11 protein-coding genes are annotated in these 15,041 nt (G+C 60.0%); 9 read left to right on the top strand and 2 right to left on the bottom strand.

The window, feature by feature from the left end:
• The first annotated feature begins 1,027 nt into the window (after positions 1 to 1,027).
• From PLL20_18750 to PLL20_18735, 4 genes are all read left to right on the top strand, one after another.
• Positions 1,028 to 1,576 (top strand): hypothetical protein, encoded by a 549-nt coding sequence (locus PLL20_18750; protein ID HPD32035.1) that lies wholly within the window; start codon positions 1,028 to 1,030, stop codon positions 1,574 to 1,576.
• A gap of 68 nt (positions 1,577 to 1,644) precedes the next feature.
• Positions 1,645 to 2,751, top strand: coding sequence for a hypothetical protein (locus PLL20_18745; GenBank protein HPD32034.1), 1,107 nt, complete (start codon positions 1,645 to 1,647; stop codon positions 2,749 to 2,751).
• Positions 2,752 to 3,163: 412 nt separating this feature from the next.
• On the top strand, positions 3,164 to 5,356 hold the full coding sequence (locus PLL20_18740; protein ID HPD32033.1) for a LamG domain-containing protein: 2,193 nt from the start codon (positions 3,164 to 3,166) through the stop codon (positions 5,354 to 5,356).
• A 78-nt stretch (positions 5,357 to 5,434) separates the two neighbouring features.
• The gene (locus PLL20_18735) at positions 5,435 to 5,668 is read left to right on the top strand and encodes an amphi-Trp domain-containing protein (GenBank protein HPD32032.1); all 234 of its coding nucleotides are present in this window, start codon (positions 5,435 to 5,437) and stop codon (positions 5,666 to 5,668) included.
• A gap of 177 nt (positions 5,669 to 5,845) precedes the next feature.
• Here the strand turns inward: PLL20_18735 and PLL20_18730 are convergent, their stop codons facing one another.
• Positions 5,846 to 6,979 carry a glycosyltransferase gene (locus PLL20_18730; GenBank protein ID HPD32031.1) on the bottom strand — a complete coding sequence of 378 codons (1,134 nt, stop codon included), beginning with the start codon at positions 6,977 to 6,979 and terminating at the stop codon, positions 5,846 to 5,848.
• Between the two features lie 263 nt (positions 6,980 to 7,242).
• Positions 7,243 to 9,969, bottom strand: a complete 2,727-nt coding sequence (locus PLL20_18725) for a family 10 glycosylhydrolase (protein HPD32030.1) — start codon at positions 9,967 to 9,969, stop codon at positions 7,243 to 7,245.
• A 655-nt stretch (positions 9,970 to 10,624) separates the two neighbouring features.
• Between PLL20_18725 and PLL20_18720 the strand changes: the two genes are divergently transcribed.
• The 5 genes from PLL20_18720 to PLL20_18700 form a co-directional block, all read left to right on the top strand.
• A complete protein-coding gene (locus tag PLL20_18720) occupies positions 10,625 to 10,924 on the top strand; it encodes a FeoA family protein (GenBank protein HPD32029.1) in 300 nt (99 codons plus the stop codon).
• A gap of 11 nt (positions 10,925 to 10,935) precedes the next feature.
• The gene (feoB, locus tag PLL20_18715; protein ID HPD32028.1) at positions 10,936 to 13,125 is read left to right on the top strand and encodes a ferrous iron transport protein B; all 2,190 of its coding nucleotides are present in this window, start codon (positions 10,936 to 10,938) and stop codon (positions 13,123 to 13,125) included.
• 21 nt (positions 13,126 to 13,146) lie between these two features.
• Entirely contained in the window at positions 13,147 to 13,368 is a 222-nt protein-coding gene (locus PLL20_18710) for a hypothetical protein (protein ID HPD32027.1), read from the top strand.
• A gap of 93 nt (positions 13,369 to 13,461) precedes the next feature.
• Positions 13,462 to 14,421: an ABC transporter ATP-binding protein gene (locus PLL20_18705; GenBank protein HPD32026.1), complete on the top strand. Its 960-nt coding sequence runs from the start codon at positions 13,462 to 13,464 to the stop codon at positions 14,419 to 14,421.
• Positions 14,422 to 14,435: 14 nt separating this feature from the next.
• The coding region (locus tag PLL20_18700; protein ID HPD32025.1) for a hypothetical protein at positions 14,436 to 15,041 on the top strand (606 nt) is incomplete at its 3' end.

The raw sequence follows: 15,041 nt of genomic DNA, 5'->3' as shown, positions 1-15,041 counted from the left end.
TCGTCCAACTCGCCGCCCTCTTTTGTTGGATCACCTGAATGTCAACACGACCTAGTGTCGTTGCTGGTCAAGGCGCTACGGCTGCGACAAGTGAGGAGATGAGTCGATTCGCTTCCCTTCAAAGGCGCCCCCTTCACTTGTTCACGAACTCCGATCTGGCTGAATACCTGAATCTCAGGGAAAAATGCGATCCCGAAGCACCGCCTTGGACAAGGGTGGCGGAGTTGGCACGCCAAACACAAGGACAACCATACAAATTGGGAGCCGGCATGTTCAATCTGTCCTGTGGCGACTGTGTTACATTCGTTGAGCGAACTCTTGCGGCCGCATGCGCCTCAGATTGGCGCACATACTGGCTGTTGGCCAACCGGCTCCGTCACAAAGAGGGGCGAATAGACTTTTTGGAACGTAACTTTTTTACTTTGGCAGACTGGGTCCCCAACAACAGTTGGCTCCTTCAGGATGTGACTCGCACTCTGGGTGAGACGCAGGAATTCGAATACACCGTGTTCCGCAAGCAGTTCTACGCAAACCTTCGATTCGGACAAGACGAGACTCCAGCGGGAAGAGCGAAGGCTGAGCGACAGGCAGCCAAGGTATCATCGGTCCCAGAAAAAGAAACCCGGCAGGATTGCTACCTTCCTGTCTCAGAACTGGCCGAGGCCTTACCGTTGTTTCGTGAGGGTGATATTGTTGATCATTCGAGAGAGCGATCATCGCCCGGACTCAAACCGTGGCTTGAGTGCGACCACGTGGGAATCATCTTGCTTGCCCCAGAGAGTAGAGAACCGCTGTTCTGCTCTTCAGTGCCAAGGGGGGCAAGAAGTGAGTCGTTACTCCAGTTCACTAGAAGATTCCCATTTGTTAAGGGTCTGAAAGTTGTTCGCTTGCGAGCAGATGCTGTTCCGCAGGTCGAGCAGGCCATCTCAGAGATGGAGTCGTCTGCTTTGGTGGTACCCAGCCCAATGGAGTTGGACGAGAAGCAGCCCGACGCAGTAGCCTGCGAAGCGCCGGAAAGGAGAGCACGATGAATAGAGACGCCCTGATTGTCGCGCTTACTCTGGTATCGCTTCTGAGCGCCGACCGACGGAGTGAGGGGGGTAACTCCTACGACTGCCAGAAACCCACGACCCAGCCGGCCGTATGGGATGATGAATGCCCGGAATGCATTGAGCAAGGAAATGAACCCGCTTGTATTGGGGGAGTCTACAGAACCTACCAATGGACATCTTGTGAGCCGGCTGGATTGGGGGAGGTCGGATACACCGGATGTGATGAACAAGGAGCGGTAATCGGCACGTTCGAGATGTGTGAGGCCAACTGGAATGTGGATTGGGTGGTCTTTTGTGCGGCGACAACGACGGCCTGCGTGGTCACATGCGGATCCTGCATCGCGGCGCCCACTCCCGTGAACTGTTATGCATGCGCGGAGTGCCTGGCACAACAGGCTGCTTTTGGCGGCCTTTGCTCGGGATGCGATCTTCTCGAAGGCTGCGAGCCGAATGGTATTCAGCAGGATGTGATGCGAAATGTATTCAAGGAGCAATATGGTGAAGCGTGCCAAGGGGAACCTTGATCTGCCATGCGTCTCGGCAATGCGAGACTGAAGAGTTGGTTTCTCATTCCAAATACGAGGAGGTCGGTATGCGACATTTACTGACGGCATGTGCGATTGCACTGAGCACGTTTTCTCAACAGATCGCTCGGTGCGACGATACGGGTCGGGCCATTCTGGCTCAGTCTATTGCCGATGCTGTGTTTCGAGGACCCCCGGACAGCTACGACGTTACCTACTGCGAGACCGTCGTTGTGCCGCCCCAGAAGATCGAAGTGATTCGTGAAATGGTAACCAAGGTATATGACGCGACTGACAACCGTGCCGTTAATCGGGAAGGAACACCCCAGCGAGAGACTGAACTGGAAGAGGAGGTTCAACGTATCCACAAAGCTCAACAGGACATGAAGCCTCATCGCCGAGTAGCGCGCATACGAATCTCTGGCGAGCAGACACGCATCGATCAGACTGTCCTGGAATCGGGCGAGCCATTCAAGGTCACAGATGTCTTTGCAGAAACTCGTATCAGTGCACGCGGGAAGCTCATATGGTATGATCACGCGAGACGCAGTGCCTTGGTTCAGAAACAGGCCAAACCGTGGCGGAAGACGAAGCAGGACCTGGACGATTGGTGTGCAACGCCGGCGTCATTAAGGATATTCGGGGCCGCTCTACTCGGAAAACCCGGGAATCCGGCGACAAGAGAGCTGATACTGGATCGGGAGAAGCTCTCCGTGTTCGTTAGCACTGGCGACCAGAATGTGGAAGTCAACGTACGTCCGCTCGAAGATCCATCATTAAGCAGTCTGGAATTCAGGTCCAAGGACAATCCGGCCAAACGTACTGTCTTCATTGTTGACCACGTGGACTATTCTCGCGTGCAGGAAGTAGCGGTGTATGACGGCGAACACCTTATATCACGAACCCGTTATGAGGATCGTGACAAAGCGAACGTGCCAAAGAAGGTGCGGATCGAAGCATGGGATCAAGACGGCAAACTCCTGACGTCTCGCGATATCAACATAATCAGCGCAGCTGTCAACTGCAACATTCCAAGCGAGGTATTCGAGTGGAAGCCGCCCGCAGGTTACATTCAGAACGATCGCACCGGCGAGAAGCTACAAGTCAGTGGTGAGGAAGACTGGGTCTCGTGGCAGTTGACCAAACCAAGGCGAGGTCAACCTGCGGACCAATAAACGACAGGCGTTGTTTCAGACCAACATCCAATGGCTCGGCGTAAGACGCCTGGAGTCCGGCGCCTGACGGTGCGAGGGCAAATAGGTGTTTGCTGTATGGGGCAGTCACAATCACAAATCGACAGATCGGAATGCATATCCGCAGCAGTCACTATTGTCCGGTTATAACTCGAACAGCAGCAATTGGTTACAGCACTCACTGGTTTTGTTTTTATTGCGGACGCCTGAAAAGAGCTGATAGACATGGCTTGGCTTTTTTAACCTGACAGTACCGATCCGCAGTGATTCCCTCTTCAACCACAGGCAAATGACTGCTGTCCGGATTGAACCGGCCGTGAGGTGTTGTCATGTTTGGCGCATCCTGGCACGGGCCATAGAATCAACTCCGTGGCTGCTTTTGGAGGGCGACAGCATGGGCAACGACTCTCACCTTTTCGTCATCGCCACGCTATTCGGATCGCTCGCGCCCTGTGTCCGGGCGGCTTGGGACACCAGGTCGTTGAATGATCTCACCGGCCCTTGGCAACTTATGGTCGACGATTACTGCGTGGCCGAGAAGGCGAACGTGGCGCGCACCTACCACCCCTTTGAGAAGCATCCGGGCAACCCGGTATTGACATACGACCGGCCGTGGGAGGGCACGAACGTATATCTGTACGGGACGGTGTTGCCGAACGAATCCGGACGTGGGTTCCGGATGTGGTATCATGCCCTGCCCGGAGACGACGATACCTACCGGCTGCTCTACGCCACCAGCGACGACGGCATCAAGTGGCACAAGCCGAACCTCGGCATCGTCGAGTACAAGGGCTCCAAAGACAACAACATCTTTATCCGGCGGGGAAAACGAGACCATATCCTGTCGGTCCTCCATACGCCGTGGGACAAGGACCCCAACCGTCGCTACAAGATGATCAACTTCGACGGCGACCCCGCCAAGAACGGCTATGTCTGTGCCTTCTCCCCTGACGGTCTGCACTGGACGGATGCGTCCGACAAGCCGGTCTTCAGCAAGGGCGGAGACGTCAGCCAGTTCCTTTGGGATTCCCACACCCGCCAGTACCTCGGCTTCGTCAAGAACAACGTCCATGTCAGCGGCATGCGCCGCAGGGCCGTCGCCCGGACCGCCTCCAAGAACATCCTATCCTGGTCCGATCCACAGCTGGTCCTCGCTCCGGACACTTTCGACGACCGATGGGCCAAGGGCATCCAGCGGACGCACTTCTACGGCCTGTCCGCCTTTGCATACGAATCGATGTACCTGGGCTTTCTGTGGGTTTTCCGAGCCACCGACGACGAGGGCTACTTTGACGGACCGGTGCATCTCGAACTCGTCACCAGCCGTGACGGCGTCCGCTGGTTCCGAGAGGAAGGTGAGCGCCCGCCGATTCTCGAACTCGGCAAGGACGGCACGTGGGACGACGGCATGCACTACACGCCGCAGCACCCGCTGGTGGTTGACGGCAAGCTCTGGCTCTACTACGGCGGGTTCGACTGCACGCACGCCGCGCCTGCGCCATGGCACGGCTCCATCGGACTGGCGACGCTCCGCAAGGATGGCTTCGCATCACTCGACGCGGGCGAGAAAACGGGAATCATCTTGACCAAGAAGCTTGCCGGAACCGCCGGACCGCTGCGTTTGAACTACCAGTGCCGGGCGGGAGGGTCCGTTCGCGTGGAAGTGCTCGAAGCTGAGGGCAAGCACCTCTCCGGATACACACGCGACGACTGCGAGCCTCTGACCGGCGACAGCCTCGACCAGACGGTCACCTGGAACAACCGCAACGAGCTGCCGGTCGCCGACGCGCCGATTCGCTTGCGGTTCGTCATGGAAAACGCGTCCCTGTATTCCTTCACCGCCGGGCCGAAGCTTCAGATTATTGATGAGGCGGCCGGCCCAACCCTCGCCGTTCTGTACACCTTCGAAGACGGCTGGACCGACTCTCTCAGGGAGGATGGCAAGCAGCAGGCCGTCCAGCATGGCGAAATCCGCCCCAAAACCGATCCCGAACTGGCCGCGTTCGGCAGCGCCGGCTGCCCGCTTGGCTCTCCATGGTGCCCGCTGAACACGATCGAGATCAAAGGCACCAAGAACCTCGGGACACAATTCACGTTGGCTCTCATGGCAAAGAACAAAGAGAGCAAGCCTGCCAGGCTCATCAGTTCCACCAACGACCAAGGCCCCGTCAAGACAACGGAGCTGGTCTTCGACTGCGACCCTAAGGGCCAGGTCATCCCCGGCTTGCGTCTGATCTGCAAGGGCATCGCGGTGGAGTCCAAACCTCTGCGATTCGCTGACGGCAAGTATCATCACCTGGCCGTGACCTACGATGATGGCCTGATTACGTTCTATCTGGACGGAGCCCCGGCCGGCGGTGGTCGCGTTCCGGCCGGCGAGCCCATCTCAATGACACGCAACCTGTTCGTGGGCGAGGACGCCGATCACGGCCGTGAGGAACAGCTTCGCGGCAGCGTCGACGACATCCTCGTCCTTGGCCAGCTGCTCAGCGCCCATGAAATCAGGACTATCAGCCAGAAAGGAGCCGAGGCCGTCCTGCAAAGCCGCGACAGGACTTCCAAGAAACAACCGTTGAGTGCGGAATGAAGATAGCCTATAGGGTCGGTCCGGATCTGATACGTCCTTCGGGAAAGAGGCCGGACCGGCAGGGAGGATGACAACGACATGGCTAAACGCCGAAAACGCTCGGATCGGGATATCGAAAAGGCATACCCTGTCAAGCAGTTCGCCGCAAAACTCCGCCGCATGGCCGCGTGCCTGGAAAAGGACCTGCCTTTCCGCATCCAGATCGCCGGCGAGCGGGTTCGCATCCCGCCGCATGCAACCATCAGCGTCGAGCACGAGCGGGAAGGCAAGACCGAGGAGGTCGAGATCCAATTCAAGTGGCGAAATCCATGACCTGAGAGCGACAAGCCGGCCGACTTGGCCACTCCGCCGCCGGCGTACACACCGGCCGAGAATCCACCACCACCGGCCCCAGAATCCATTCTGGGGCCCTCCCCCTAAAGAATTCCCATCCTCATTCTCACCGAGCACGTCTTTGAATCCCGTCCCTCACTGTTTCAGAGGCCACTCTCACCCTACGGCCAGCTCGCGGAGCTTGTTGACGATGTCATAGGCCGCACGCGGACGGGCGATACGTTGCACGTTGGCCTTCATGGCCGCCAGACGCCCTGGTTCGCTGAGCAGCCGATCAACCTTGTAGCCAAGCACTGGAAGATTGTTGCACCGAATCGCCACCCCTTCCTCGAGCAGATGATCCGCGTTTCGTTCCTCCTGACCCGGGATCGGGTTGACGATCACATACACCAGTCCGCGAGCCAGAGCCTCAGACGTCGTCAGTCCGCCCGGCTTGCCCACCACCAGGTCGGCGGCGGCCATATACTCATCCATCTCAGTGGTGAACCCGACCACCTTGACGCGAATATGGCTGTCGACCGGCTGCCGGACGACGAGACGCTCGAGCCGCTTGCGAAGTTCTTCGCTTCGCCCGCAGACCGCGACAATCTGGACCGTGTGTCTCAACTTCAGAAGCGAGATCATCAGGTGTTCGATGGGGCCGACGCCGAAACCACCCGCCGAGATGAGGATGGTGGTCTTGTCGGGATCGAGGTCATGCTTGATTCGCGTCTCGACCTTGTCTTTGGGGCGGGCAAAGACCGGGTCAATCGGGATGCCGGACACGGTGATGTTCTCGGCGGGGATGCCCAAAGTGATCAGGTGCTCGCGGGTCTCATCCATTGCCACAAAGTAGTGCTCATAATGGTGGCACAGCCACATGGCGTGAACGTCGAGGTCGGTCACGACGATCGCCTGGCGGCATCGCAATCGTTTCTTGGCCTTCAGCCACGAGATGATCTCCGCGGGCAGAAAATGAGTGCAAACCGCGATATCGGGTTGGTACTCCTCCAGCATTTTCACGAAGGGCCGGGTGTTGAGCTTGTCCAGAGCCAGTCGCCGCCGTTCGTTTTTCCAGGGTTTGTCCAGCGCATCATAGAGCCATCCCAAAACGTCCGGCGCAGCGTTCACCAGCTCAATATACGCCTTGGAATACAGCGAGCGAAACGCCTTGTTGGTGTAGTCGAGCGAGTCGATGTGGCGAGCCTCCTTGGCCGCTCGCAGTTCATGGATCGCCTTGAGGATCGCGTCGGCCGCCCGCAGATGCCCCGCGCCCGCCGATGCGGACAGGACCAGCACTTTGTTCAGCATGCGGCACTCCCTTCTGAATCGGTCAGGGACAGGACATGAATTGCTTATCCCCGACAGACGACAACATGATCAGCGATTTCCCGGCTTCACGCAAAGGCCGGGACATCTGCGAGCAAGACCCACGGCTGGGCGCAGGCTGGGAATACTCGTGAAAAGGGTAGGGCAAGGTCGGAGACGCCGCAGACGGAGGAGACCTGCCTTCCTCAGCGGCAGAATACAAAGGAGGCCTTCTTCTCGACCCAACGACGCCGTCCGCTGTCTGATCAGCCTCCGCAACCCGGGTCCACCGGTACATCCGTTCCGCTCAGACAGCGCTGGAAGACGCCGAAGTCCGACTGGTCTGCATCACCGTCACCGTCGAGGTCACGGTCGGCACAGCCTTCATCGAGTGAAACGCCGGGGCCGGACACGCACGACTCGAAAAGATCCCCATCGGCGGCATCCACGTCACCATCTCGGTCCAGATCAGCGGCAACGGTCTGGCGGGTCGTGAACTCCCACACGTCACCGGTCGTCGTGCCGGAAGCGTTGACTTCGTCGATTCGCCAGAAGTAGGTCGTCGCCGCCAGCAGCGCGCCCGGATCAAACACTGCATCGGCAGTCTCTATCTGGAAACTCCCTGGGCTCGAGGTGCCGAAATAGACCCGGTGCGAGGTCGCGCCCTCCCCGGCCGTCCAGGACAGTCCCGTGTGGGTCCAGATGCCCGTTGCCTGATGCGACGGGTTCGGACCGGCCGCCTTCGCGGGCGGCAGCTCGATGCCGCTCTTGAAAACGAGCTTGGCCGCATCGGCGCTGATGTACCTGGTGTCCGTGCTGTTATTCGCACACTCGACGTAACCGCCCGTTCCCGCCGCAAACGGCAGGTTCTCGCCCACCAGAAACCATCCGCCCTGGTTTGGCGTACTCGAATACTGGTTCTGGATGCTCACAACCTGCCCGCCGTCGTAAACCACCGTGTAAGGAGCCGCGGAATTGCGGTTCGAACCCATCTGGTAGAAAACGTATACGTCATACAGCCCGGCCCTCACAATGGTCGGCGTCCACCGGCACGTTGCCGTGACGGACAACCCGTTGCCCGTGCCGGGCGTGTAAAGATAATTCGTGCCCACCTTGGGGACGTCGGCAATACTACCGGTGTTCCAGGAACCCGTTCGAGTGCATTCCTGATCCGTGTTGTCGATCACCAACTCCGTCGTCGAAGCTGCGGTCTTGAAGGAATAGTCGCTCGAAATGCTCGCCCCGTTGGCGTTCGTGGATATCACCCGATAGTGGTACAGCGTGTTGGCGACAAGGCCGCTCAGTGTCACGGAGTGCGACGTGACCGGCGTACTATCCGGAGGCGTCAGGTTTCCATACGAAGTCGTCAAACCAAATTCGACCTGCGACGATGAAGCCAGGTCGGTCAGCCAGGTGATGGTGGCCCCGCTGTCGGTCACGTTGGTGGCCTGCACGCTGGAAATCACCGGCAACGGATTGCCGCCCAGCACAAGATCTCGGACGTACATGTTCCCGGTCACCTGGCCGATGGCCACATCGGCCGAGGATACTGCGTTTGCGTAGCCCGCTTTTGAAGCGGTGATGCTGTAACTGCCGGGCGGTAGATCGATGAACGCATAGAAGCCGGTGCCGTCCACGTGCATGCTGCGGCTGACTGGCCCGGTGATGCTGACCGTGGCATGGTCGGCCCAGGCGCCATCCGGGACCTGGGTCACCGTGCCGCAGATGTGGCCCGTCGTCGGATTGGTCTTCCAGGGCATCGTCGGGACGTCATCCCAGGTCGGCGTGACGTCCGCAACCAGCGAAGGGCTGAAACCAGCCCAGGTTCCACCACTGTACGGCACGCGGTAGGAGTATCCGCTGAAGCCCTGTGCGTAGTTGCCGGCCGGCGAGGCCCAGCGGGTCTGCTGTAGCTCGTACAACGCGTTGCTGAGCGAGTTGAGGTAGATCCCCGGACCGACAATCATGTGGCGGTTGAACTTGCGATCCTTCTCGAAGTTCATCCAGCGGGTGTAGTCGTTCGGTAGACTGGCCCAGTCGTAGTAAGTCATCGGCACGGCCATGTCGACAATGCCTTCCTCCATCCAACTGTCCCAGTCCGAATAGACGTCGTAATAGGGGCGAGTGGCCATGAATGCGGCCCGCGTGCTGGACGTCGGCGAAGGGTTCCAGGTCACGAACGAGCCCGATTGCTTCACATGCGGTTTGACCGCTTGGATACGGGCGTACATCTGCCGGACGAAGGCGGTGACCTGGTCGCGCCGCCATTGTTTGAACTGCTCGCTGCTCGAAGACGGGTCGCCGCTCAGACCGTAACGCTCGTTGTAGCGAGCTACGCTGGTTGGGTTATAGCCCTCCGTGTTGCCCTCGAACCGGATGTAGTCGTAATGAATGCCGTCGATATCAAAGCGGGTTACCAGGTCCATGTGCACGTTGACCAGGTACTCAAGGCATTTGGGGTGCCCGGGGTCGAAAGCTCCGTCGGAGTTCTCAGAACCCGTCGTGCTTCCCAATCGCGTCGGCCAGTAGTTATCGGGATTGGCCGGGTCGCTGTGGAGGGAATAAACCAAACCGTTGGCCGTCTTGAAGACCACGCTCCAGCAGTGGACCTCAACGCGCTTCTTGCCGCCTGTCGTGTCGTGCGCGGCGCTGATCATGGCCTGCAGGGCGTTGAAATTGGAGGGTGACAGGCCCGAGAAATACGGTTCGCCCATGCCCGACGGGTAACAGACGTCCGCCCGCCGCCGCACTTGGACGATCACCATGTTGCAGTTGGCCTCGCGGATTCTGCCCTTACTGTTCGGGTCCCCGACCACGCCGAGGAGCGTGTCCACCTGACTCTGATTCAGAAAGCCCGCTCCCCAGCCATCGACCCAGAAGGCCCGATACTCGTCCGCCCGCGCAACCCGGAGACCGCCGGCCAGACAGCCGGCCCAGATTGCCGTCCACAGAAACAGGCGATACAGAACCGCCCTTAATAATATCTTGTGCATGCCACGTCCTTCAGCGAAATGAGATGACAACACTCCACCTGCCTTGTCCGGAACACCGTGGTAAACCGCATGGCTTCCTAAGACCATAGGTTGAGCCGGTTGGGTTCCGGGACCAGCCAGAACAGTCCTGATGGTGGGGACCCGCTCCGCCTCCGTGGACTCTGCGGTGACGCCCTCCTCATCCTCTGTCTTTTCATTCTAACTGCCGACCAAGCGGGTGTCATGGTTTTCTCGTTTTCTCCCGCAACACTCGGGAAACAGTGCAGCGATAACCCCAGGGGTCTGCAACATCTGACGAGCCCAGGAGACCGGAAGCTGATTCAATGTGAATCGGGTCACATGTTCTTTCCTGGCTTGGATGTCATTCGGAACCGGTTGTTTGACCTGAGGCGAACCGCCTTCTTCCAGGCCGCGACCAGAAAGCGCGATCGCCGAGAAACCGGCACGCAAGACAAGCCGATGCTTGACCGCAGGTCTTTCCGCCTTAACGCATCTCGCACGGGCAGGCAACTCGCCCTATAATCGGGTGCCGGCATAGCCGGCGAATCACGCGGCCCACTGGTGCAAGCAGGCGGGAGGCCCGGGGGACCTGCTGCTGCGCCAATCTCGTAAGTGTCGCGACGATCTTGAGTTATGTCTAACAGGGGGCAGCCGAGTGCCAAGCTTGCTCAGTGAGCTTCACGACGGACAGACAGGGCGGATTGTTCGCGTCGGTGGCAGCGGGGCCATCAGGCAAAGGCTCCTGGACATGGGAATCACGCGCGGCAGCACCGTGCTCCTGAAACGACGAGCCCCTTTGGGGGATCCGCTGCAAATCACCGTGAAGGGTTCTGATCTGGCGATCCGGGTGAAGGAAGCCCGATACATTCAGGTGGAAATCCTTGACGATGGCGATCGCTCGGCGGCGGCCGACGGTAAGGCTCACGGGACGCCCACACCGGGTTCCCAACGGTAAGCTGGTAACCGATGTCTATTCACGAGCATCCTTTCCATGAATCGACCGGCAAACCTCGCTCCCGCGTCGAGGGGCGAATCGGCGAGTTCGCCGCCCGCCGTGGCGAGACCAAGCACGCAACCATCACTGCAGCGATCGCCGGCAACCCGAACTCGGGCAAGACGTCCATTTTCAACAGCCTGACCGGAATGAATCAGAGCGTCGCAAACTACCCTGGCGTGACCGTCGAGCGGAAAACCGGCCATGCCTGTCACGGCGGCCGCGAAATCACCCTGGTCGACCTGCCTGGGACCTATTCACTGACGGCCTATTCGCTGGACGAACTGATTGCCCGGGATTTCGTCATCGAATCGAAACCCGACGTGGTGGTGAACGTGGTCAGTGCGGCGAGCCTGGAGCGCAATCTGTACCTGACCGTTCAACTGATGGAGATGCAGAGACCGCTGGTGATCGCCCTGAACATGTCGGACCTTGCCAAGAGACAGGGGATCAGAATCGATACCGCCAAGATGTCCGTGCTCCTGGGGGCCCCGGTTATCGAGACGGTTGGCAACCGGGGCATCGGCCTGGGCGCGCTGCTCGAGGCAACCGCCGACACCGCGACGGACCCCGCGGCCAACAAGCTACGACCGGTCAGCTACGGGCATGAGGTCGAGACCGAAGTCGAGAAAGTCGCCGAGGTCATCGCCCGCGAGGAACGGCTGATCGGTCGCTACCCTGCGCGATGGCTGGCGGTCAAGTTGATCGAGGGCGACAAGCGGGTCTTGCAGAAGGTACGTCAACTGGCGGGTAACCCCGCCGCGATCGAGTCGGCCTCTGCGGCGGCGGTCGAGGCGATCGAATCGCACTTCGGAGAAAGCGCCGAAATCATCATTGCCGAACGACGTTACGGGTTCGCCGCCGGCATCGTGCGCGAGTGCGTTCATTCAACGGCCGAATCGCGGCAGAACATCACCGACAAGATCGACTCGGTGGTCTGCCATCGCGTGTTCGGTCCGCTCCTTGTGCTCGCGGTGGTCTACTCGCTTTTCGTGGCGATCTTCAAAGTGGCCGACGAGTGGAAATGGCTCTTCGGCCGGAGCCCGAAGGGGTGGATCGAGTGGCTCTTTGAAGACGCTGCCCCCCGGTTGGTCGCCGGCCTGGAAGAACCGATGCCTTTGCTTCATTCGTTGCTGCACGACGGCGTGATCGGCGGCGTGGGCGGGGTTCTGGCCTTCGTTCCGCTTATCGCGACCTTGTTTGCTTTCGTGGCCATCCTGGAAGACACAGGTTACGTGGCCAGGGTCGCATTCGTCCTCGACCGGCTGCTCAGAGTCTTCGGCCTGCAGGGCAAAAGCATGCTGGCGATGATCGTCGGAGGCGGACTGGGGGCCGGAGGCTGCGCCGTGCCGGCGGTCATGGCCACCCGGACGCTTCGTGAGGAGAAAGACCGGCTCGTAACCATGCTCGTCGTGCCGCTGATGAACTGCGGCGCGAAGATTCCCGTGTACCTGATGCTGATCGCGGCGTTCTTTGCGAGTCACAAGCCGCAGATCATGTTCTCTCTCTGGGCGGCATCATGGGTAATCGCCCTCGGGGCCGCATGGGTCCTGCGCAAGACCGTCTTTCACGGTGAGCAAACGCCGTTCGTGATGGAACTGCCGGCCTATCACGTGCCGACCCTCCGCGGCGTGCTGACCCACACCGGGGAGCGGGTCTGGCAATACATCCGCAAGGCCGGAACCGTGATCCTGGCCGTCAACCTGCTGATCTGGGCGGCCATGTCGTTCCCCAGACTCAATACCGCCGACGGTGCCGACCAGCTCCGGCACAGCATTGCCGGTCGGATCGGATCGGCAATCGAACCGCTTACTCGTTACGCGGGCTTTGACGCGCGAGACAACGTGGCATTGATCGGCGGATTCGCGGCCAAAGAGGTCGTGGTCGGTACCATGGGGATCATCCACGCCAACGATGACAGCAGTGCCCGACGGGCCGAAGGTCTTTCCGCAAAACTGGCTGCCGATCCGAGTTGGTCGCCGACCAGAGCCCTGGCCCTCATGGTCTTCGTCATGATTTACTCACCTTGCTCGGCCACGCTCATGGTCATCCGGCGCGAGTCGGGAAAATGGAGGTGGGCCCTGTTCGCGATGGCGTATACGACTGTGCTGGCATTCATCGTCGCGACAGCCGTCTATCAGATCGGTCGTCTCATCGGGTAGCCGGCCATGGAGGCATCACCCATGAACCACAACATGACGCTGCTTGCCTCGGGCTGGATTGACGCTGCTCTCGTTGTCGCCATCCTGCTGGCGGCGACGCTTTTCCTCGCCATGCTGGTGGTTCGCTTCCTCCGCGGCCAGATCACCTGTGCCTGCGAGAAGCGCCGCAAGGGCTGCGCGACGACTCAAGTCCGTCTCTCGCCGGGTCAATTGGCGAAAGATCCCTCGAAGAAGAACGCGTGACAGCCGCCGTCTTTCTGATGTCCTCCGGTCTTCCCTCGAAACCCCGTTTGAAGTATACTTGGGGGGCAAGGTTCTCTTTCATGGGGCGCGCTGATGGTGGCCACGGCGGACAATGAGGACGTCCTGGCGCGGGTCGACCGTGTCCGTGTGCAATTCGGTTCGCTGGTCGCGGTTCGGGATGTCTCACTGACATTGCGGCCCGGATACCTGGTCGGCCTGATCGGACCGAACGGTGCCGGAAAGACGACTTTGTTGCGGGCGATCGCCGGCCTCCAGCCGCTCAGCACCGGCCGGATCGAGGTTCTGGCCGAGCGCGTCGAGCCCGGATGGGTCGGCTACAAGCACCACATCGGCTTTACACCGGATACGCCCTGGCTCTTCGATCAGCTTACCGTCCGGGAGTTCCTGCGGTTCATCGCCAAAGGCTACCACATCAGCCCCGAAACCGTCGATGAGCGGATCGACTTTTGGCTCGATCAGGTCTGGCTCACGGAGAAACAGAACCAGAAGATCAAAGAGCTCTCGCGAGGCATGCGACAGCGCGTCGGAATCGCTCGCACGCTGTTGCCCAACCCGTCGGTGGTCTTGCTGGATGAGCCGGCCGCCGGACTTGACCCGGCAGGGCGCGCCCAGTTTCGCCGACTGCTATGCAGCCTCCGTCACCAGGGCAAGGCGCTGATCGTCTCCTCGCACATTCTGGCCGACCTCAATGAGTATTGCACCCACATCGCGATCATGGCTCACGGCTCCATCGTGCAACACGGCACGGTCGAGCAGGTGGCCAATGCCGGAAACGGCGAAACCGGCCGCTACACCGTGATACTGGTGAGGCCGGTGCCCGACCTGAAGGACCGCCTGTCACAAATCGAGGGAATCGGAGCGGTTGAAGTGGACGGCGACCGTTTCATCGTCGAGTTCAGTCGTCATCGTGAAGACGCAGCCGGGCTTCTGCTCCAGTTGATCAGGCTGAAATTGCCTGTGGCCTCGTTTGCACCCAACACGCCGGATCTGGAAGAAGCCTACCTGCGAACCGGCATCAGGCAGGTCGACTGAAAGGAGCGGAGGTGATGTTCGGCGGGGCACTGAGTTGGGCTCACTACAAGATCCGGGGCGGCGGCCGGAACATCGCCTTGACTGTTGCCGCTTATGTTATCCTGGCGGCGACCGTCATCCTGCTCGCGTTGCGAAGCAGCCCATCGGACCGGGCATGGAGCCTCGACAGATGTACCGATGTGCTTATCGTGCTTCAGGCAGTCACCCTGGTGCTGGTCGGCGGCAATGCCGTCCGCAATTCCATCCGCAAGGACTTGACCTCCGGCATGATCCAGTCGCATCGGCTCATGCCCGTCTCAGGCCCACAAGCCGTGACCGGCTACATCGTCGGTTCCACCTCGCAGGCAATCGCCATTGCGGTGGCAAACCTGATCATCGGCCTGTTCACCACCGCCGGCGGGAGCGGGTCTCAGCTTGATTGGCTCATGGACAACGCCGCTCTCGGCGCCTTTGCCGTTCTAGCCTGGTCCGCCATCGCACTCCTGTCCTTTCTGACGCCGGCGGCCACAGGGCTGCTCGTCATGTTTATCATTTTCGCGATTGCGACCGGCGGACTGATCGTCTCGCTCCTGCCGGCGCTGACGGTCCTGCTGACTCCGGCGTTGTCGGCAGCGTTCTCC

The organism is Phycisphaerae bacterium (assembly GCA_035384605.1).
GTDB lineage: Bacteria > Planctomycetota > Phycisphaerae > UBA1845 > PWPN01 > JAUCQB01.
Note: the sequence above shows the minus strand (reverse complement) of the source record. Positions and strands in the feature narration are given on the sequence as shown.